Below are 19,785 nucleotides of genomic sequence, written 5' to 3'. Positions count from 1 at the left end.
TAAGATTACTCCCTCGTACCTTGTCGCTTTTGTGGCACACCCCTACACTGGCTGAAAAAGAAGTGTAATCACAGGGGCTTTCGTGCATTCAAAGGACTTACGTCAGCGTGCCTGGCGTGATGGTCGAGTTTTTACAATCAATCGATCGCAGGGCGCTCCCGCCTGGCGGAGTCGCTCCGCAATGCGCCCGGCATCCTGCTTCGCGCGCAGCGCTGCGCCCGCATTCTCTGCAAACAGCACCACTGCCCCGTCGCGCACATTCGCCACCCGTATCTGTCCGCTCCAGGGTGTGCCCATGCTCTGGATTGCCTCACTGAGCTGCTGCAGTCGCGCTGCACGGGCCAGCAAGCGCCCGGCCGTGCCGGTGCGCGAGGCAAGCACGTCGCCGAGCTGGCTGCCTTCGCTACCCGAGGCCGAAGTCCGCCCGTCTCTGGAATTGGATGTCTGTGAATAAGCCATGCAGGTAATCATCGTAGACCATCGCCGGGGTTGGACGCGTCGCTTCGATGCGACTGGCCGGCGCGCGCGTGCCATTGCCGTGGCCAGCGGCCTCGCGCTGTCTGTCCTCTTTGCCGCCGTGCTGGTTGCGGGTTGGCAGCTGCACAGCTGGCTGGCGCCCAAGCGCGTCGAGGTGGTCGATGTCTGGGGGCCGGACGTCGCCGACCAGCGCGCGGCCATCGATGCGCTGCGTGAGCGCCTGCACGATGAATCGGCCGCCTTTGCTCGCCGAATTGCCACGCTGCAGGCGCATGTCACCCGGCTGGATGCTGCCGGCGAGCGTATGGCGCGACTGGCAGAGCTTGATGATGGGGAGTTCAATTTCGAGAATGCGCCGGCACTCGGCGGTCCCATGGACGAAGCAGGGGGCGTGACGCCGGAGCTCAGTGAACTCACCGCTGAACTCGATGCACTGGAAGCCAAGATCCGCAGCCGTTCGCGTCAGCTAAGCGTGCTGGAGGAGATGTTGGTGGCGTCGCGGGTCCGCCAGGAATCCCGGCCTGAGGGGCGGCCCGTGACTGCGGGCTATATCTCCTCGCAATTCGGCCGCCGCATCGATCCCTTCACGGGGCGCGCGGCTAGCCACTATGGCATCGATTTCGCGGCCGTGACGGGCAGCGAGGTGGCCGCGGTGGGTTCCGGGATCGTCGAATACTCCGGGCCGCGCAGCGGCTACGGCAAGATGATCGAGATCAACCACGGCAATGGGTACAGCACCCGCTACGGCCACAATAGCAAGCTGCTGGTGCGCGTCGGCGAGCGCGTGACACGGGGGCAGGCCATTGCCGAGGTTGGTGCCTCCGGCCGCGCCACTGGCCCTCACCTGCACTTCGAGGTGCACTACAACGGCAAGCCGGTCAATCCCGCGCGCTTCATCAGCGCAGCGCGCTAGACGGCGCCGCGCGCGCTTTGCCATGGGCCCGGCTCGGGGAAGCGAGTCGTGTCCATTGTCCGCAGCCGGCATAATGGGCAACCAGCAGAAGCGCACCCGCCATGCGGGCGCGTCGAGCATTGACCCAACTCCATGAGTTCTGATGTTGAATAACATGATGGCCCGGCTGTTCGGCAGCCGGAATCAGCGCGTCGTATCGCGTCTGCGCGGACTGGTGACGCAGGTCGGCAAGCTCGAAGAGAGCATGCAGGCATTGTCGGACGACGCGCTTGCGGCCAAGACCGCGGAATTCCGCCAGCGGCTCGCCGACGGCGCCTCCCTTGAGAGCCTGCGCGGCGAAGCTTTCGCGGTCGTGCGTGAGGCCGGTCGGCGCTGGCTGGGCATGCGTCATTTCGATGTGCAGCTGATTGGTGCCGCGGTGCTTGACGAGGGCAAGATCGCGGAAATGAAGACCGGCGAAGGCAAGACGCTGGTCGCCACGCTGGCGGTCTATCTCAATGCGCTCGCCGGCAAGGGTGTGCACGTCGTGACCGTCAACGAATACCTCGCGCGCCGTGACGCCGATTGGATGGGGCGCATCTATCGCAATCTCGGCATGACCGTGGGCGTGGTCGTGCCGCAACAGGACCGCGAGGAGAAGCGCGCGGCCTATCAGGCCGACATCACCTACTGCACCAACAACGAGTTGGGCTTCGACTACCTGCGCGACAACATGGCCTTCCGGGTGGAGGACAAGATGCAGCGCGGGCATGCCTTCGCCATCATCGACGAGGTCGACTCCATCCTCATCGACGAGGCGCGTACGCCGCTCATCATCAGCGGCCCCACCGACGACAAGCCCGAACTCTACAAGCGCGTCAACGAGATCGCGCCGCGCCTCAAGAAGCAGGAAGAGGAGGACGGTCCGGGTGACTTCTCGGTCGAGGAAAAGAACAAGCAGATCTTTCTCACCGAAGAAGGGCACGACCACGTCGAGCAGCTGATGCGCGAAGCCGGTCTGCTCGGCGAGGGCGACAGCCTGTATGACGCTCAGCACATCGTGCTGATGCACCATCTGAACGCCGCGCTGCGCGCGCATCACCTGTACCGGCGCGACGATCAGTACATCGTGCGCAACAACGAAGTCATCATCATCGATGAATTCACCGGCCGCATGATGGTCGGGCGGCGCTGGTCGGATGGTCTGCACCAGGCGGTGGAAGCCAAGGAAGGCGTCCCGATCCAGCAGGAAAACCAGACGCTGGCCTCGATCACCTTCCAGAACTACTTCCGGCTGTACGAGAAGCTGGCCGGCATGACCGGCACTGCCGATACCGAAGCCTTCGAGTTCCAGAACATCTACGGTCTGGAGGTTGTGGTCATCCCCACCCACCGGCCGATGATCCGCGATGATCGCGGCGATCTGGTCTACATCACCGCGCAGGAGAAATTCAACGCGGTCGCGCAGGAGGTCATCGAGGCCCATCAGAAGGGGCAGCCGGTGCTTCTGGGTACGGCCAGCATCGAAACTTCCGAGCTGCTGTCGAAGCTGCTCACCCAGGCCTCGGTGCCGCACGAGGTGCTCAACGCCAAGCAGCACGAGCGCGAGGCCGACATCATCGCGCAGGCCGGGCGGCCGGGCGCGGTCACCATCGCTACCAACATGGCGGGCCGCGGAACCGACATCGTGCTCGGCGGCTCGCTCGATGCCGAACTCGCACAACTCGCCGAGGAAGACGCCGAGGCACGCGCTGCGGCTGAGCGCGCCTGGCGGGAGCGCCACGATCAGGTGGTGGAGAATGGCGGCCTGTTGGTGGTGGGTTCGGAACGACACGAATCGCGCCGCATCGACAATCAGCTGCGCGGCCGCTCCGGCCGTCAGGGTGACCCGGGCGCCACCCGCTTCTACCTGTCGCTGGATGACAGCCTGATGCGCATCTTCACGCCGCCGCGCATGCGCGCCATGCTGCAGAACATGGGCATGGAGGAAGGCGAGGCCATCGAACACCGCTGGGTGACGCGCGCCATCGAGACCGCGCAGCGCAAGGTGGAGTCGCACAACTACGACATCCGCAAGCACCTGCTCGATTACGACAACGTCGCCAATGACCAGCGCAAGGTCATCTACGAGTTGCGCGACAACCTCATCACGGCGGATCAGGTCAGCGAACTGATCGAGAACATCCGCGGCGAGGTGGTCGACAGCGTGATCGACGCCTACATCCCGCCGCAGAGCGTGGAAAATCTGTGGCAGGTCGAAGGGCTGGAAGACGCCCTGCGCGCCGATTTCGAGCTGGATCTGCCCATTCGCAAGTGGCTCGACGAGGAAAAAGAACTCAACGAAGCCGGCTTGCGCGAGCGCGTCTACGAGCGCCTGGTGGCTGCCTACGACGCCAAGCGCGAGCAGGTGGGGGCCGGCGTTCTGCAGCACTTCGAAAAGGCAGTCGCCCTCAACGTACTCGACCGCCTGTGGCGCGAGCATCTGGCGTCGATGGACTACCTGCGACAGGGCATCCATCTCCGTGGTTATGCGCAGAAGGACCCCAAACAGGAATACAAGAAGGAAGCCTTCGCCATGTTCAGCGACATGATCGCGCGCTTCAAGCACGAGGTCATCAGTGTGCTGGCGCGGGTCCAGGTCAAGAGCGAAGAGGATGTGGCGGCGGTCGAATCGCAGCGCCGTGCGCCGGAGAACCTCGACTTCCAGCATGCCGAGGCGGAGCAGGTTCCGACCGGAACGGCGCTGCCTGCTGGCGGCGCTCAGCCGGGAGCGGCGCCCGCGGCTGCGCCGGAGCAGAGTGCGGGGCGCCGCATTCCGCTCGGCGCAGGAGCGCCAGCGCCTGCAGAGAAGCCGGAGACGGTACGCCGTGACATGGCCAAGGTCGGGCGCAACGAGCCGTGCCCCTGCGGCTCGGGCAAGAAGTACAAGCACTGTCACGGGCGTATCGAATAGACGTGCGCCATGGCCGTTGATCTACACGAGCCGGAAAATCTGCCGCCTGTTCCCGGCGTGCGCCTGGGCGTCGGACGCGCCGGCATTCGACGTAGCGACCGCGACGACCTGCTGCTGATCGCGCTGGATGCCGGCACGACCGTGGCCGGCCTGTTCACACGCAATGCCTTCTGCGCCGCCCCCGTGACTCTGTGCCGACAGCGGCTGGCGGAACGCACCGCTGTGCGTGGATTGCTGGTCAACAGCGGCAATGCCAATGCGGGGACCGGCCGCGGCGGTATGGAAGCGGCGCGCCAGTGCGTGACTGCGGCCGAAACCCAGCTGGGTGGGATGGTGCTGCCCTTCTCGACGGGCGTCATCGGCGAGCCATTGCCGGTCGATCGCATCTGCAGCGCCATTCCGCGCGCCGCGGTGCAGCTGCGCAGCGACGCATGGCTGGATGCGGCGCGCGCCATCATGACCACTGACACCGTAGCCAAGGGCTGCAGTCAGCGGCTCCCGCTCGAGGACGGCCGCGAGATCACCATTACCGGTATCGCCAAGGGCGCCGGCATGATCTGCCCGGACATGGCCACGATGCTGGCTTTCATCGCCACCGATGCGCCCATCTCGCGCCGCGACCTCCAGAAGGCGCTGGAGACGGTCGCCGCCGACAGTTTCAATGCCATCACCATTGACGGCGACACCTCCACCAACGACAGCCTGATCCTCGCAGCGACCGGTGCAGCCGGTGGCACGGCGCTGGGCGAAGGCCAGGCGGCCTACACGCAGTTCGTGGAGGCGCTGCAGGCCGTATGCGATCAGCTCGCGCAGGCCATTGTGCGTGACGGCGAGGGGGCCACCCGTTTCATCACCATTGCAGTGGAGGGGGCCTGCAGTCGCGACGAGGCGCGCGCGGTGGGCTACACGCTGGCGCATTCGCCTTTGTTCAAGACGGCGGCCTTTGCCGGCGACCCCAACTGGGGGCGCATCCTGGCGGCAGTGGGACGTGCACCGGTGGAGGATTTCGATCTGTCGCGGGTCGACATCCGGATCGACGAGGTGGCGCTGATCGAGCAGGGCGAACCGCATCCCGACTATCGCGAAGCGGCCGGGGCCGCTGTGTTCGCTCGCCCCGAGTTCACGGTCCACGTCGCGCTCGGTCGCGGCAGCCAGGGTGCGTGGGTCTATACCTGCGACCTGTCGTACGACTACGTCCGCATCAACGCCGAATACCGCAGCTAGTGACGGACAAACGGGTACGAGTGGCGGTGGCCGCCATGCGCGATGCCGCCGGGGCCGTGTTGCTCAGTCAACGGCCGCCACACAAGAGCTATGCCGGCCAGTGGGAGTTCCCTGGCGGCAAGATCGAGTCAGGAGAGACCGTCAAGCAGGCGCTGCGGCGCGAGTTGGCCGAGGAGCTCGGCATCGATGTGATCCATGCCAGGCCCTTGATCCGGGTGCGCTACGATTATCCGGAACTGGCCGTCTGTCTCGACGTCTGGGAGGTGCTGCAGTGGTCGGGGGAGGCCACGGGCGAGGAGGGCCAGGCGCTGGCCTGGGTAGCGGCGGAGGCCTTGCCGGATTGGCCCCTGCTCGCGGCCGACGCCCCTATCATCCGCGCGCTGCAACTGCCCGCGCACTACGCCTTTACCGCCGCGGATGCCGACGCTGCCAGTGTGCTGCAGGGACTCTCACGGTTGCCGGAGAACGCGCTCTTGCGCCTGCGCCTGCCCGCCATGGGTGATGCGGACTACCTCGCCCTGGCCGAGAAGGTGGGTGCGCTGCGCGGGCCGTCCCGGCTGGCAGTGGATCGCGGCCCCGATCTGGCGGAGCGGCTGGGCTGCTGGTGGCATGTGGATGGGCGCACGCTGTCGCGCTTGGCCGCCGAGCGAACCGCGTTGCCGGCTAGCAGCATTGTCTCGGTCCACGATGGCGCGGAACTGGAGACGGCAAAGGCCCTGGGGGCAGGCGCCGCCGTTCTTGGCCCAGTGCACGCCACGGCGACGCATCCCGGCGCCGAGGTGCTCGGCTGGTCGCGCTTTGCGGCGCTGGTGGATCAGGCGGCATTGCCGGTCTACGCCATTGGCGGGCTGACGCCCGACGACGCGCTGCGTGCACGCGAGGCTGGCGCGCAGGGGGTGGCCGGCATCCGCGCATTCTGGTGACGCCGCACTGTCGAGGGCGCTCGGCTGCTGAAAAATAACGAATGCGTTGGCTCTAGGGAGCCGCTAACGTGACAGGCTTGATCGTCCTCCCAACGGAAGGATTCGCCCATGGATGGCCTTAGCAAGCCGGTCTACGACACCGTCATTCGCAACGCGCTGGTATTCGACGGTACCGGCAGCGCCCCGTGCCGGCAGGATGTCGGCATTCGTGACGGATGCATCGCCGAGATCGGGCGACAACTCGGCGCCGGAAACGAGGAGGTCGACGCCGCGGGCCAATGGCTCATCCCCGGCATGCTCGATATCCACACCCATTTTGACCTCGAAGTGGAGCTGGCGCCCGGGTTGCCGGAAGCGGTCCGCCATGGCACGACGACGGCCATCATGTCGAACTGTTCGCTGGGCTTGGCCTACGGCAATCAGCGCAGGGACGGAGCGGACCCCATCGTCGACTGCTTCGCTCGCGTAGAGAATGTGCCGAAACACACCCTGGCCAAGGTGGCGGAAGCAGTGACATGGCGCGATTCCGCGGCCTACCTCAAGCACTTCGACGACATGCCGCTTGGCCCCAACGTGGCGGCCATGATTCCGCACTCGATGCTGCGTATCGAGGTCATGGGTCTCCGCGATTCGATTTCGCGCGATCCCACCGAGGACGAACTGCAGCGCATGGAGGCGCTGCTCGAAAAGGGTATGGAGGAAGGCTATATCGGCTTCTCCACCGATGGCCTGCCGTTTCATTACCTGGCCAATCAGCCCAATGTGCGCAAGCAGATTCCGACCCAGTTCGCGCCCTATGCCGAGTTGAAGCGGCTGACCGCCATCGTGCGACGCTGGGGCCGGCTCTGGCAGGCCACGCCACCCAAGGACAACACCTTGGCGGTCTTTCGCAATTTTCTGCTGACCTCGGGGCGGTTGTTCGGTTGCCCGCTGAAGGTAACGGCAGTGGCCGCTATCGACCTTGCGACCAATCGCTCCATCGTGCGGCTCGGTCTGCTGCTGTCGCGGCTGCTGAACTCGCGTCTGCTCAAGGGGCAGTTCCGCCTGCAGGCCTTGCCTGCGCGCTTCAAGATCTGGAGCGATGGCGTGGTCACCCCGATTGCCGAGGAAATTCCGGAACTGCGCCGACTCAATGAGTGCGATCTGGAAGATCGCGTCGGCCGCCGCCGCATTCTGGACGATGCCGATTATGTCCGTGCCTTTCGCCGCATGTGGTACCACGGTCGGCGCGGCTGGAGCCTGGCGCGGCTGAAGCACTGGCTGCGCCTCGATGACAACGTGCTGTCGCGCGATCTCTCGGACATGACCATCGACGAGTGTCCGGTGCCGGAGTGGCAGGGCGAGACCATGCAGCAGGTGCGCGACGCCCTGTTGCGCTGGCAGGCCAGCAGCTCCGATGCGCGCAGCGCCGCGGAGGAAGAGGCCTTCCGCAGTTTTCCTGCGCAACCGGATGCGGCGGACTTCTTCCTGCATCTCCTGCGCCGCTTCGATACCGATCTGCGATGGTGGACCGTGTCAGCCAATCGCGATCTCGCGGTGGTCGAGCAACTCGCCTTTCATCCGCGCCTGTTGCCCGGCTTCAACGATAGCGGTGCGCATCTGACCAATATGGCCTTCTACGATGGCAATCTGCGCATGCTGAAGATGGCCCAGAAGAAAGGATTGGCGCGCGTCGCCCACGCTGTGCACCGTCTGACGCGCGAGCCGGCCGAGTTCTTTGGTATCGACGCGGGGTGCCTCGATGTGGGCGCGCGGGCCGACCTTGTGCTGATCGATCCGCATGCCCTGTCACGTTGGGAACCCGAGGCCACCTACGAGTACATCTGGCGCGATGCCTTCGAGCACCGCCAGCTAGTCAACCGGCCCGATGGCGTCGTGCGCCGCGTGTACATTCATGGGCACTGTGCCTTTGCCGATGGGCAGTACACCGCCAAGCACGGCACGCAGCGCATGGGGCGGCTCCTGCGGAGCCACGACCACGAGAGTCGTTTGCGTCACGCCGATGCACTGTCCGTCCTCCCTGTCTGAACGGTCGCACGTCCGTCCAGCGTTCTACCTATGACGTAGCGCGCCGTCTTTGGCAGGACGCAGTCCCTGCGCGGGCAGTGCTGCACCGCGATAGGTTTCGCGGGTGTTCGAGTTGACAATTCGGTGTAAAAACCGCGGAATGGGTCGCACAGACGTGCGATTCCGTTACACTGCGCCCGAATGCGGATGACCGCAATCGATGGAAGTGCGCGTGTCGAGCCATGGTTCGGGGCGCGCCTCGCAGCGAACAATTTCCTAAGGGAGGGAAATCGAATGTCGACACGGAAATGGGCCCTCGGGCTCGCAGTTGGTGGCGCGCTGGTCGCGGGCAACGCGATGGCGCAGGAAGAAGAGAGCACGACGAGCAGTTACTTCTCCTTCCTCGGCAGCTACTCCATGATGGACGAGGACCGCACGCCGCTCGAAGAAGGCGACGAGGGCTACGGCTTTCAGGTGATGTACGGCACGCAGTACGGCTCCGGCTTCGGCTGGGCGCTTGGCCTGGGTTCCCAGATCATCGAGACCGATATCGAATCCTTCACCGACTTCTACCGCCACAATGTGGAGCTGCAGGGTACCTATGCCCTGGGTGACCGCACCGGCTTCACGCCCTATGCCCTGATCGGTATCGGCGGCAACTACAACGACGTGCGCGATGTGGAAGAGGGCGACAGCTTCGATCCCTATGGCACGGCCGGTCTTGGCTTCGTGACGGGCCCGCTGACCGAACGCGGCGAACTCAAGCTGCGTGCCGAAGTGCGCTACGTTTACGACACCTACTCCGAGGAATACCAGGACTACACGGCACTGGTCGGTATCGAACTGCCGCTGTTCAAGCGAGTCGTGAACATGCCGCCGCCGCCCGCGCCTGAGAAGGAAGTGCAGGTGGTCGAGGCTGAACTCGAAGACTCCGACGGCGACGGTATTCCGGACAAGGCGGACAAGTGCCCCGGCACCCCGGCGGGCACGCGCGTTGACGGCGAAGGCTGTGCGCTCTCCGACGTCATCAATCTCTACGGCGTGCTCTTCGCCTTTGATTCGGCCGATCTCAACGCCAATGCGCGTCGTCTGCTGAACCCGGTGGTCGAGCTGTTCAACCGCTATCCGGATCTGGAAGTCGAGGTTGCCGGTCACACCGACAGCGTCGGGCCCGACGAGTACAACCAGCAGCTGTCGCAGGAACGCGCCGAAGCAGTCCGTCAGTACCTGATCGACCACGGCGTGCCGCCGTCCCAGGTGACGGCTCAGGGCTACGGTGAGAGCGAGCCGGTTGCGACCAACGATACGGAAGAGGGCCGGCAAGAGAACCGCCGGGTCGAAATCCGCATCCTCAACTAGAACGTGCGTTTGATTGGCAAACACGGAGGTAGCCATGCGTAAAACTCGTTTCTTCGCGGTGGGTGCTCTGGCGTTCGCCGGCCTGATGGCCGGCTGCGCCCAGAGCGGTGATGACACGCAGGGCGTTGGCCCGGGCAGCCCGCCCGGCGCGCCGGGCAATGGTGGTGGGGTCAATGGACCCGGCGACGTCGCCAACTGCTCGGTACCGCTGGGCGGGGTCTGTGTCCTCGCTGGTAGCGAGGGCAGCGACGGTCTGGTGGATGATCTCTTGCGCGACGGTGGCGCTCTCGCTCCGATCGCGGACAACATCAACACCGAAGACCTCGAGAATGCCCTCCAGACGCTCCTCGCCAGTGATGGCGATCTTGAGAGCCTGGTGACCAACCTGCTCATGGAAGGTCAGCTCGAAGAAGGCCTGATGGAGCTGCTCACCGGTGGTGAAGACGGTGAGGGTGGCCTCGCGGATATCCTGGCCGACCTGCTGGTCGGTACGGATGAGGGTGAGGGACTGGCAGCGCTTCTCGGCGAAGACGGCGTACAGGGGTTGGTGACGGCCCTGCTGGTCGAGCCCACCGATCCGGACTGCCAGGTGCCGCTTGGCACCCTCTGCCTGATCACCGGTGACGGAAGTCAGCAGGGATTGGTCGACGTACTCATTACCGAGGACGGCGCGCTGGCGCAGATCAGCCAGAACCTGTCGCAGGATGAGTTGGTTGCCATTCTGTCTAACACACTGGAAAGCGATGGCAGCCTGCAGGACCTGGTTACCGGTCTGATTCAGGACGGTCAGCTGGCTGCAGGTCTCGAAGCGCTGCTGATCGGCGATCCCGACGCAGGTGTCCAGAGCGGGTTGGTGCAGGCGCTCGAGGGGCTGCTGACGCCCGACCTCGTGACCGATCTGGTCGACCTGGTTGCTGGTCTTCTCGGACAGCAGGTGTAGAACGCGCGCATCGCCACGGAATGGCGTCACCCGATTGGATCGGGAAGCGTTGAAAAGGGCCCGCCTCGCGCGGGCCCTTTTTTGTTGATGTTGTCGCCTGCTCGCGATCGCGCCATACGGTACAGTATGTGCCCCAATGCCCCCTTGCCGAGATGAGGAAAGCCCATGGCCGACTACCGCGCGCCCACCCGAGACATGCAATTCGTTCTGCACGAAATGTTGGATGTGCAGACGGCCTTCCAGAGCCTGCAGGGCTGCGAGGAGGTCGACGCCGATCTCATCAACCAGGTTCTGGACGAGGCCGCGAAGTTCAGCAGCGAAGTGCTTGCGCCGTTGAACCAGCCGGGCGACGCCGAGGGCTGCCATATCGATGACGCGGGCAATGTGACGGCGCCCAAGGGCTTTCGCGATGCCTATCAACAGTATGTGGAAGCCGGTTGGCCGTCACTGGCCTGTGCGCCGGACTTTGGTGGGCAGGGTTTGCCGGAAATCGTCAACAACGTGCTCTACGAGATGCTGAACTCGGCGAACCAAGCGTGGACCATGTACCCGGGCCTGACGCATGGTGCCTACGCCTGCCTTGCCGCGCATGGCACTGAAGCTATTCAACAGACCTATCTGCCCAAGATCGTGGAAGGGACCTGGACCGGCACCATGTGCCTGACCGAATCGCATTGCGGCACGGATCTCGGTCTGTTGCGCACCAAGGCGGAGCCCGATGACGACGGCGCCTACCGTCTCAGTGGCTCCAAGATCTTCATCAGCTCCGGCGAGCACGATCTCGCCGAGAACATCGTGCATCTCGTGCTGGCGCGTCTGCCCGATGCCCCGGCAGGCACCAAGGGGATTTCCCTCTTCGTGGTGCCCAAGTTCCTACCCGATGCGGATGGCAATCCGGGCGAACGCAATGGCATCCGCTGCGGTTCCATCGAGCACAAGATGGGCATTCACGGCAACGCCACCTGCGTCATGAATCTGGATGACGCCAAGGGCTGGCTGGTGGGTGAGCCGCACAAGGGGCTGCCCGCCATGTTCGTGATGATGAACGGCGCGCGGCTTGGTGTGGGCATGCAGTCGCTGGGGCTGGCTGAGGTGGCTTATCAGAATGCCGTCACCTATGCGCGGGATCGCCTGCAGATGCGCGCGCTGTCCGGCCCCAAGGCCAAGGACAAGCCGGCCGATCCCATCATCGTGCACCCCGACGTCCGCCGCATGCTCCTCACGCAGCGGGCCTACACCGAGGCGGCGCGCGCCTTCTGCTATTGGGTGGGCCTGATGATCGATACCGAACATCGTCATGCCGACGAGGCCACGCGCAAGGAATGCGCGGATCTGGTGGCCCTGCTCACCCCGGTGGTCAAGGCCTTCATTACCGATAACACCTTCCATACCACCAACCTCGCCCTGCAATGCTACGGCGGCCATGGCTACATTCAGGAATGGGGGATGGAGCAGTTCGTGCGCGACGCCCGCATCAACATGATCTACGAGGGCACCAACGGTATTCAGGCGCTGGACCTGATCGGCCGCAAGGTCCTCGGTGACGGTGGTGCCCGTCTGCGGCGCCTCGGCACGATCATCGAATCCTTCATCAAGGAGCAAGGCGGTCGCGAGGACATGAAGGAGTTCGTCGAGCCCTTGGCTGATATCGGCGGCAAGCTCACCAAGCTGACTGGTGAGCTGGGCCAGAAGGCAATGCAGAATCCCGAGGAAGCCGGCGCCGCGTCCACGGACTATCTGCGCGTGCTGGGGCATACCGTCTACGCCTATCTGTGGGCACGGATGGCACGCGTGGCGCTGGACCATCGCACCGACGCCGAAGCCGGTTTCTACGATGCCAAGCTTGCCACCGCACGCTTTTATTTCGCGCGGCTACTCCCGGAGACGGCCTATCACATCCGGGCCGCGCGTTCGGGCGCCGACAACCTGATGGCCCTGACTGCCGAGCAGTTCTAGTTGTCGCGATCGCGCCCGTCGTGCGCCACGCGACGGGCGCGCTGGCGGCGCATTCGCCGCTCCGGGGGCGTCTGCATGTCCGCTGACCACGTTCCATTGTCCCGTGACGGCACAGCCTGAGCAGCCCGCAACCGGTAGTGAATCCGGGGCGACGCCCCTCAAATAAGGAGACCTTGACCATGGATGCGCACGAGTACCGTAGCCACGACGCCGTGGGCCTCGCAGCCCTGCACGCCGAAGGGGCCGTAGACGCCGCCACCTTGCTGGCACTGGCGCAGGCGCGCTTGGCCGAGATCAATCCAGTGCTCAATGCGGTCTGCATCGACATGAGCGCCATTGCCGCCGATCGTGCTCAGCAGTCGCTGCAGGGCGCCTTTGGCGGCGTGCCCTTTCTGATCAAGGACATCATTCAAGATTACGCTGGCGTACCGACGACCTCGGGCAGTCGCGCGCTGCAACAGGTGCGTCCGGCTCGGCACGCGGATTACACGCAGCGGGTGCTGGACGCGGGAATGGTCATCTTCGGCAAGACCACGACCCCCGAGCTTGCCCTCAAGGGCGTGACCGAGTCCGATCTGTGGGGCGCGACGCGCAACCCCTGGCATCCCGATCACACCCCTGGCGGCTCCAGCGGGGGTGCGGCGGCGGCCGTGGCGGCGGGCGTCGTTCCGATGGCGGGCGCCAATGACGGTGGCGGCTCGATCCGCATCCCGGCTTCGCATTGCGGGCTTTTCGGCCTGCGGCCGTCGCGGGGGCGTGTGCCCGTGACGCCAAGCATTGGCGAGCAATGGGAGGGTGCCTCCAGCGACGGGGTCGTGTCGCGCAGCGTGCGCGATTCCGCACGCATGCTCGATGTGCTGTCCGGTCCCGGTCGAGGTGCGCCCTTTCAGGTGGCGCCACCGGCCGGCAGTTTCGAGTCGGCCGCCGCCCGCGCGCCTGGCCGGCTCCGCATCGGCTGGAGCAGCCGTTCGCCCATCGGCAGTACGGTCGATTCCGAGTGCATCGCCGCGGTCGAGCAGACGGCGAAAGCGCTGGAGGCGCTGGGCCACGACGTCACCGAAGCGGAGCCGGAAGTCGACGGCATGCTGGTCGCCCGGGCCTTCCTGACGCTGTACTGCGGTCAGGTCGCAGCGAGTGTGGACAGCGCCGTTGCCCAGGGTGCGCGCGAAAGCGGTTTCGAGCCGGATACCCGCACCCTGGCGGTGATCGGCCGCGCGATGCCAGCGAGCGAATACATCATCATGCGCCAGCATTGGAACGACATCTGCCAGGCCGTGGCCGGTTTCTATGATCGGTTCGACCTGTGGTTGTCACCGACGGTGGCCGCGCCGCCGGTGCGCATCGGTGCCCTCGATACGCCGCCGATGGTGCGCATGCTGCAGCGCGTGATCGTGCGACTTCCCGTGGGCGGTCTGCTCCGCAAGAGCGGCCTCGTCGATCGCCTTGCCTTCGAGAGCCTGGAGAAGACGCCGTTCACCCAGCTCGCCAACCTCACCGGGCAGCCCTCGATGTCGGTTCCCATGCACTGGACGGCCGAAGGCCTTCCAGTGGGCGCGCAGTTCACGGGCCCATGGGGCAGTGAAGAGCAGCTGATTTCTCTGGCCGCACAGCTTGAAGCCGCCCATCCCTGGTTCGATCGAACGCCGCCGCTCTACCTCGGACCTTCGTCGGCCTGATGCGTCTGTAGCTGCTCCCAGCGCTCGCGTGCCAGGGCCTGCATATCGGCCACGGAATCGGCTTCATCCATGATTTCCAGACCGAGCAGGGCTTCGACAATGTCCTCCACGGTGACGACGCCGCTGGTCGCGCCGTACTCATCCACCACCACGGCAAGCTGCAGCCGTTCGCTGGTCAGGCGCCGCAGCAATTGTGGCAGGCGCATGGACTCCAGCACGAACAAGGCTTCACGCGCCAGCGTCCCGATGAGACGATCGTTTTCCCCGCGGGCCGCGGCAGCGAGGATGTCATGCTTCATCGCCAGCCCGGTGACCTGATCGATGTGCCCTTCATAGACCGGCAGGCGCGACACCGGAAGCTCCGGGTAGCGGGCGAGGAAATCAGCCACCGTTTCCTCCGCATCCGCGCCGATCACGACCGTGCGCGGCGTCATGACCTGGCGCGCGCGGGTTTCCCGGAAACTCAGCACATTGCTGATGACGGCGGCCTCGGAGGCATCGAGGCGTCCTTCGCTGCGGCCAAGCTCGGCCATCGCCAGGAAATCCGCGCGGGTAAAGGCTGGAGCACGTTCGCTCTTCTTGAGAAAGCGGGTGATGCCTTCACTCAGTCGAACCAGCGGATACAGCACCAGGATGAGTACCTTCAGGCAACGTACTGTCAGCGGCACGAAGCGTTCCCAGTAGCTTGCACCCAGCGTCTTGGGGATGATTTCCGAGAAGATCAGAATGGCCAGTGTGGTGGCTGCCGCCACGATCGCCTCCAGACTGAGCTGGAAGCCCAATAGCGAGAAGCGGGCCGTACCAAACAGCACATTCGCCTGTGCGCCGACACCAATCGCGCCCACGGTATGGGCGATGGTGTTGAGGGTGAGTATGGCCGAGAGGGGGCGGTCGATATCCCGCTTGAATTCGGACAGCAGCCGCCCCGTCGCGCGTCCTTCCGACACGCTGCGCGTGACGTAGCTGGGCGTGACGGAGAGCAGTACCGATTCCCACATCGAGCAAGCGAAGGAAACCAGCAAGGCCAGCGTCAAGAAGAAAAGCAGCAACAGCATGAGTGCGCCAAGCCGCGGATGTGGGCGCAGTCTAGCGCACCCCTTGCCGCGGACTTCCGGCTACTTAGTCATCGAAGGCACTGCGCAATGCTTCATAGGCCTTGCGCTGTTTCTCGTTCTTCGGTTCCGGTGCGACGACCTGCAGTACGGCATAGGCGTCACCCGCAGTCTTGCCGGGCAGCCCACGCCCACGCAGCCGCATCTTGCGGCCGCTTTTCGAGCCGGGCGGCACGGACATCGACACGGTGCCGCCGAGCGTGGGAATGGACACCTGGCCACCCATGGCGGCGGTCCAGGCGGCAACCGGAACGTCGACGTAAACGTCCTTGCCATCGGGGCGCATGCCGTCGCTCTCGCGCAGGGATATCTCGAGCAGCAGGTCGCCGCCCTGTTGGCCCTGGCCGCTGAGGCGGATGATCTGTCCGCTGGTGACACCCTTGGGAATCTTGACCGACAGCCGTTTGCCGCCGACGTTGATCGAGCGGGTGGCGCCCTCGAAGCTCTCGCGCACACTGACGCTGAGCTTGGCGCGGGTCTCGGGAGCAGCGCGCTGGAAGCCGCCGCCACGGTCCCCAAAGGGATCAAAGCCCGTGCCGCCCGCCATGCCGCCCCCGAACAGGGAGGAGAAGAAGTCGGAGAAACCGCCGAAGTCCTCGGTACGGCGTCCGCGCGCGAAACCGCTTTCCCAGCCTGGCGGCGGCCGGAACTGCTCGCCGGCCTTCCAGTTGGCGCCGAGTTGGTCGTAGGCCTTGCGCTTCTCGGGGTCGGAAAGGACTTCGTAGGCTTCGTTGATCTCTTTGAAGCGGGTTTCGGCGTCCTCTTCCTTGTTGCGGTCGGGGTGGTACTTGCGCGCAAGGCGACGGTAAGCGCGCTTGATCTCGTCCGCGCTTGCCTTCTTGTCAACCTCGAGGATCTTGTAATAGTCCTTGTATTCCATCGGTCGTTGTCACCTTGCAAAAAAGCGCGGGGCGCATGGGCGCCCCGCGTGGTACCTCCGGTTCGCCCGATCAGGCGGCGACCGAAATGCGTCGGGGCTGGCTGGATGCACGCTTTGGAATCACCACTTCCAACACACCGTTGTTGCCGCGTGCTGTCACATTATCGGCATCGGCGGTGTCGGGCAGCGTGAAGCGGCGATAAAAGCGGCCGTGGGCGCGCTCGACGCGCCGGCGCTCAAGCTGCTTTTCTTCCACCTGCGCTTCGCGCGCACCGGAAAGGGTCAGCACCCCGTTTTCCAGTGTCACTTCAATCGACTGCGGGTCGATGCCGGGGACATCGGCATAAATGGTGAACTGTTCCTGGTTCTCTTCGATGTCGACAGGGGGAACCCAGTCGGCAGTCGCACCGCTGGACGAATCGTCCTGCTGCATGCGGCCGAAGGCCCGGTTCATTTCCTGTAACAGGTCGCGGTGCAGCGACCACGGATCATGACGTACGACACTCATGGCGACCTCCTTGAGGGTTTGCCTCGTTGCACGGGTTGTGACGCATGCGAGAGCGGCTCGCAGGTCACTTCATCGTCCAAGATAGGGCCGGCCCTGCCGCATTCAAGGGGCTGCGAAGCGCTGATCGGCGGCATTCCCCCTATAATCCAGCGCGCACTGCGCGCGGCTGGGCCGCGCCTCCACCACCCCCAACGGACAGTGAGCAATGATGGATAAATCAAGCAACGTGGTTTGGCATATGCACCAGGTGACGCACGCGGACCGCGTACGTCAGATGGGGCAGAAGCCGTGCATTCTCTGGTTCACTGGCCTGTCAGGTTCGGGCAAGTCCACGCTGGCAAATGCGCTGGAAGGCGAACTCTTCCGCTTCGGGCATCACAGCTATCTGCTTGATGGCGACAACGTACGCCACGGCCTCAACAAGGATCTGGGCTTCTCCGATGCGGATCGGGTAGAGAACATCCGCCGCATTGGCGAAGTCGCCAAGCTCTTCGTGGATGCCGGCCTGATCGTGCTGACTGCGTTCATCTCGCCCTTTCGTTCGGATCGCGACCTCGTGCGCAATCTGGTGGGCGAAGGGCAGTTCATCGAGGTGCATGTCAAGGCACCGTTGGAAGTCTGCGAGTCGCGCGACCCCAAGGGGCTTTACCGCAAGGCACGCGCTGGCGAGATCAAGCATTTCACCGGTATTGACTCGCCCTACGAGGCGCCCGAACAGCCTGAGATCGTGATTGATACCGGCGCGGACGATCTGGAGACCTGCACCGGGCAACTACTGGATTTCCTGGTGGCGCGCGGGGCTGTGTCGCGCGGCGGTTAAAACTTAGGGTTATTTAAGGATCGGTTTTCGATCTTTGTCATTCTGAAGGGCCTGCCCGATACTCCCCGCCCGCATGGAAGGGGAGGCCCTGATGCTGTTTCGACGTCTGCTGTGCGCCAGTGGCCTGTTTGCCACGCTGATCGCCCCCACGGCATTTGCCACTAACGGGTATTTCGCGCACGGCTATAGCAACACCCAGCGTGCCATGGCCGGGGCGGCCACGGCCATGGTCGAGGACGCGATGGTGGTCTCGGTCAATCCCGCCAATGGGGTGTGGGTGGGCAATGCCCTCGACGGCGGCCTCAGCATCTTCGCGCCCATCCGCGACTACACCGCGACCCCGCGGGGCGAGGATGCGGGCGCCGGCATCCTGACGATCTCACCGATCGACGGCAAGCGCAGCCAGCGGCAGCGCTTCTACATCCCCGGTATCGGCTACAACGCCATGATCAACGAGCGCAGTGCCTGGGGCATTGCGATGTACGGCAACGGTGGCCTGAACACCATCTATGCCGGCAACTCGGCGCGCTTTGGCGACCAACTGCCGGGCTTCCAGACCGAGTGCGATGGCACCTTCGGCGGCGGAGACCCGGTGGATGGTGCTTCCGACTTCGCGGGCTTCTGCGGAGGAGGTGATCCGAATGCTTCGGTGGACCTCATTCAGCTCTTCATCGTGCCGCACTACTCGCGCAAGTTCGGCGAGCGCTTCTCCATCGGGATTGCACCGATCTTTGCAGCACAGCAGTTCGAGTCGAAGGGACTCAAGGCCTTCGCGCAATTCTCCAATGCACCGGATCGTGTGTCGGACAATGGCCAGGATTTCAGTCTTGGCGGCGGTGGCCGCGTCGGTGTCTTCGGTCTGCCCTTCGACTGGCTGGCGGTAGGGGCCTCCTACCAGTCGCGCATCTACATGCAGCGCTTCGACAAGTACGAGGGTCTGTTCGCGGAGCGGGGCGATTTCGATATCCCCTCCAACTGGAATGTGGGGCTGGCTTTCCAGCTGCCCGGCAAGCAGCGCCTGGCCATCGATTATCAGCGCATGAATTTCAGCGAGATCGCATCGGTCGGCCGCCCACTCGACCCGAATCGCTTTGTCAATGAATGCGCATTGCCGCGCTTGCTCGCTGCCCAGACAGGGGGCCTTCTTGGCGATGGCGGGACAAGTCCGGCATGTCTCGGCGCTGAACAAGGCCCGGGCTTCGGATGGCGCGATGTGGAAGTGGTGAAATTTGGCTATCAAGCGGTGCTCGGCAGCTTCGTGCTGCGCGCCGGCTACAGCCGCGGGCGGCAGCCGATTCCATCTTCGGAGGTCCTGTTCAATGTGCTGGCACCGGCCGTGCCGGAAGAGCACTACACAGCAGGTCTCAGTTTCCGGGTCTCACCACAGCTAAGTCTCGATCTCGCGGTCATGCATGCGCGTCACAACCCGGTGTCCGGCAAGAATCCGCTCAGCAATGTCGACGCCAATCTGGCGACGCTGCTGGGAAGCGGGTTGCTGCCCGGCGCGGTGGATACCTCCGAGGCCTTTGGCAGCGATCCGCAGGACCAGGATCTGATACTCGATATGCGCCAGTACGAATTGACGGTCGGTTTCAGCTACCGCTTCTGATGTGATGGGCCTGCCATCGGGGCTTTGCCGCACGGTCTGCGTAGCGTCGTCCCGGTCCTGGCGCAGTGGTATCGAGGCACCGTGGCATTCGCAGCCAGAGGCCGCCTCCACAGGCGACCACGGAAACTCCGGCCAGTTGCAGGAAGAGCAGGCCTGCTGCATGCGGCGGTGGGATGGCAGGCAGGAGCCAGGCCATGGCCGCGGCCTGCACCAGCAGGTTGGCGGGTATGAATTCGGCGCGCTCCGAGGCAAAGGCGCGCGCACGCGCCCCGCGCCCATGGCAGAGCAGCCCGAAAGCTGCCAGCAGAAGTCCTACCAGGATGGAAGACATGCCCATCTCCGCCATTGAAAGAGCGTCCGAGTAGAGCATGCCTCGATAGGAAAAGCAAATGCGACCTATTCGTATTTATAGGGCTGGGACGATTGACCAAGCGCGGCGCTTGCCCTAT

16 protein-coding genes are annotated in these 19,785 nt (G+C 64.6%); 11 read left to right on the top strand and 5 right to left on the bottom strand.

The window, feature by feature from the left end; genetic code table 11:
• Positions 1 to 102: 102 nt before the first annotated feature.
• Positions 103 to 459, bottom strand: a complete 357-nt coding sequence (locus ACOOFO_RS13505; RefSeq protein ID WP_420427273.1) for a DciA family protein — start codon at positions 457 to 459, stop codon at positions 103 to 105.
• On the opposite strand from ACOOFO_RS13505, the gene ACOOFO_RS13500 reads away from it, so the two are divergent.
• The 9 genes from ACOOFO_RS13500 to ACOOFO_RS13460 all read left to right on the top strand — a co-directional run bounded on the left by ACOOFO_RS13500 (position 458) and on the right by ACOOFO_RS13460 (position 14,407).
• Entirely contained in the window at positions 458 to 1,390 is a 933-nt protein-coding gene (locus tag ACOOFO_RS13500; protein WP_420427272.1) for a M23 family metallopeptidase, read from the top strand. The two genes, ACOOFO_RS13505 and ACOOFO_RS13500, sit on opposite strands and share 2 nt — an antisense overlap.
• Positions 1,391 to 1,532: 142 nt before the next feature.
• Positions 1,533 to 4,322: a preprotein translocase subunit SecA gene (gene secA / locus ACOOFO_RS13495; RefSeq protein ID WP_420427271.1), complete on the top strand. Its 2,790-nt coding sequence runs from the start codon at positions 1,533 to 1,535 to the stop codon at positions 4,320 to 4,322.
• Positions 4,323 to 4,331: 9 nt separating this feature from the next.
• Positions 4,332 to 5,546, top strand: coding sequence for a bifunctional glutamate N-acetyltransferase/amino-acid acetyltransferase ArgJ (gene argJ / locus ACOOFO_RS13490; protein WP_420427270.1), 1,215 nt, complete (start codon positions 4,332 to 4,334; stop codon positions 5,544 to 5,546).
• Complete coding sequence (locus tag ACOOFO_RS13485; RefSeq protein WP_420427269.1) at positions 5,546 to 6,469, top strand: Nudix family hydrolase; 924 nt, start codon at positions 5,546 to 5,548, stop codon at positions 6,467 to 6,469. Before argJ ends, ACOOFO_RS13485 begins: the two co-directional genes overlap by 1 nt.
• Before the next feature lie 108 nt (positions 6,470 to 6,577).
• Complete coding sequence (locus ACOOFO_RS13480) at positions 6,578 to 8,497, top strand: N-acyl-D-amino-acid deacylase family protein (RefSeq protein WP_420427268.1); 1,920 nt, start codon at positions 6,578 to 6,580, stop codon at positions 8,495 to 8,497.
• Positions 8,498 to 8,770: 273 nt separating this feature from the next.
• Positions 8,771 to 9,835, top strand: coding sequence for an OmpA family protein (locus ACOOFO_RS13475; RefSeq protein WP_420427267.1), 1,065 nt, complete (start codon positions 8,771 to 8,773; stop codon positions 9,833 to 9,835).
• 34 nt (positions 9,836 to 9,869) lie between these two features.
• A complete protein-coding gene (locus tag ACOOFO_RS13470; RefSeq protein WP_420427266.1) occupies positions 9,870 to 10,775 on the top strand; it encodes a hypothetical protein in 906 nt (301 codons plus the stop codon).
• Positions 10,776 to 10,940: 165 nt separating this feature from the next.
• Positions 10,941 to 12,731: an acyl-CoA dehydrogenase C-terminal domain-containing protein gene (locus ACOOFO_RS13465; RefSeq protein ID WP_420427265.1), complete on the top strand. Its 1,791-nt coding sequence runs from the start codon at positions 10,941 to 10,943 to the stop codon at positions 12,729 to 12,731.
• 179 nt (positions 12,732 to 12,910) lie between these two features.
• Entirely contained in the window at positions 12,911 to 14,407 is a 1,497-nt protein-coding gene (locus ACOOFO_RS13460; RefSeq protein ID WP_420427264.1) for an amidase, read from the top strand.
• Here ACOOFO_RS13460 and ACOOFO_RS13455 read toward each other — a convergent pair.
• From ACOOFO_RS13455 to ACOOFO_RS13445, 3 genes are all read right to left on the bottom strand, one after another.
• Complete coding sequence (locus tag ACOOFO_RS13455; protein ID WP_420427263.1) at positions 14,383 to 15,462, bottom strand: hemolysin family protein; 1,080 nt, start codon at positions 15,460 to 15,462, stop codon at positions 14,383 to 14,385. The two genes, ACOOFO_RS13460 and ACOOFO_RS13455, sit on opposite strands and share 25 nt — an antisense overlap.
• A 64-nt stretch (positions 15,463 to 15,526) precedes the next feature.
• Positions 15,527 to 16,399 carry a DnaJ C-terminal domain-containing protein gene (locus ACOOFO_RS13450; protein ID WP_420427262.1) on the bottom strand — a complete coding sequence of 291 codons (873 nt, stop codon included), beginning with the start codon at positions 16,397 to 16,399 and terminating at the stop codon, positions 15,527 to 15,529.
• A gap of 70 nt (positions 16,400 to 16,469) precedes the next feature.
• On the bottom strand, positions 16,470 to 16,907 hold the full coding sequence (locus ACOOFO_RS13445) for an Hsp20/alpha crystallin family protein (RefSeq protein WP_420427261.1): 438 nt from the start codon (positions 16,905 to 16,907) through the stop codon (positions 16,470 to 16,472).
• Between the two features lie 205 nt (positions 16,908 to 17,112).
• Between ACOOFO_RS13445 and cysC the strand changes: the two genes are divergently transcribed.
• Positions 17,113 to 17,727 (top strand): adenylyl-sulfate kinase, encoded by a 615-nt coding sequence (gene cysC / locus ACOOFO_RS13440; protein ID WP_420427260.1) that lies wholly within the window; start codon positions 17,113 to 17,115, stop codon positions 17,725 to 17,727.
• A gap of 91 nt (positions 17,728 to 17,818) precedes the next feature.
• Positions 17,819 to 19,336, top strand: coding sequence for an OmpP1/FadL family transporter (locus ACOOFO_RS13435; RefSeq protein WP_420427259.1), 1,518 nt, complete (start codon positions 17,819 to 17,821; stop codon positions 19,334 to 19,336).
• On the opposite strand, the gene ACOOFO_RS13430 is transcribed toward ACOOFO_RS13435, so the two are convergent.
• Positions 19,320 to 19,667: a hypothetical protein gene (locus ACOOFO_RS13430; RefSeq protein ID WP_420427258.1), complete on the bottom strand. Its 348-nt coding sequence runs from the start codon at positions 19,665 to 19,667 to the stop codon at positions 19,320 to 19,322. The genes ACOOFO_RS13435 and ACOOFO_RS13430 overlap by 17 nt on opposite strands.
• Positions 19,668 to 19,785: the final 118 nt, after the last annotated feature.

It is taken from the genome of Algiphilus sp., assembly GCF_965216485.1.
In the GTDB taxonomy this organism is placed as follows: domain Bacteria; phylum Pseudomonadota; class Gammaproteobacteria; order Nevskiales; family Nevskiaceae; genus Algiphilus.
This window is presented reverse-complemented; position numbering and strand designations above follow the sequence as displayed.

Excerpts from the sequence above, each read along its gene's own strand:
- ACOOFO_RS13480 (WP_420427268.1), top strand. The coding sequence starts at position 6,578 with ATGGATGGCCTTAGCAAGCCGGTCTACGACACCGTCATTCGCAACGCG.
- secA (WP_420427271.1), top strand. The coding sequence starts at position 1,533 with ATGTTGAATAACATGATGGCCCGGCTGTTCGGCAGCCGGAATCAGCGC.
- cysC (WP_420427260.1), top strand. The coding sequence starts at position 17,113 with ATGATGGATAAATCAAGCAACGTGGTTTGGCATATGCACCAGGTGACG.
- ACOOFO_RS13500 (WP_420427272.1), top strand. The coding sequence starts at position 458 with ATGCAGGTAATCATCGTAGACCATCGCCGGGGTTGGACGCGTCGCTTC.
- ACOOFO_RS13430 (WP_420427258.1), bottom strand. The coding sequence starts at position 19,667 with ATGTCTTCCATCCTGGTAGGACTTCTGCTGGCAGCTTTCGGGCTGCTC.
- ACOOFO_RS13450 (WP_420427262.1), bottom strand. The coding sequence starts at position 16,399 with ATGGAATACAAGGACTATTACAAGATCCTCGAGGTTGACAAGAAGGCA.
- ACOOFO_RS13460 (WP_420427264.1), top strand. The coding sequence starts at position 12,911 with ATGGATGCGCACGAGTACCGTAGCCACGACGCCGTGGGCCTCGCAGCC.
- ACOOFO_RS13475 (WP_420427267.1), top strand. The coding sequence starts at position 8,771 with ATGTCGACACGGAAATGGGCCCTCGGGCTCGCAGTTGGTGGCGCGCTG.
- ACOOFO_RS13505 (WP_420427273.1), bottom strand. The coding sequence starts at position 459 with ATGGCTTATTCACAGACATCCAATTCCAGAGACGGGCGGACTTCGGCC.
- ACOOFO_RS13465 (WP_420427265.1), top strand. The coding sequence starts at position 10,941 with ATGGCCGACTACCGCGCGCCCACCCGAGACATGCAATTCGTTCTGCAC.
- ACOOFO_RS13445 (WP_420427261.1), bottom strand. The coding sequence starts at position 16,907 with ATGAGTGTCGTACGTCATGATCCGTGGTCGCTGCACCGCGACCTGTTA.
- ACOOFO_RS13455 (WP_420427263.1), bottom strand. The coding sequence starts at position 15,462 with ATGCTGTTGCTGCTTTTCTTCTTGACGCTGGCCTTGCTGGTTTCCTTC.
- ACOOFO_RS13435 (WP_420427259.1), top strand. The coding sequence starts at position 17,819 with ATGCTGTTTCGACGTCTGCTGTGCGCCAGTGGCCTGTTTGCCACGCTG.
- argJ (WP_420427270.1), top strand. The coding sequence starts at position 4,332 with ATGGCCGTTGATCTACACGAGCCGGAAAATCTGCCGCCTGTTCCCGGC.
- ACOOFO_RS13470 (WP_420427266.1), top strand. The coding sequence starts at position 9,870 with ATGCGTAAAACTCGTTTCTTCGCGGTGGGTGCTCTGGCGTTCGCCGGC.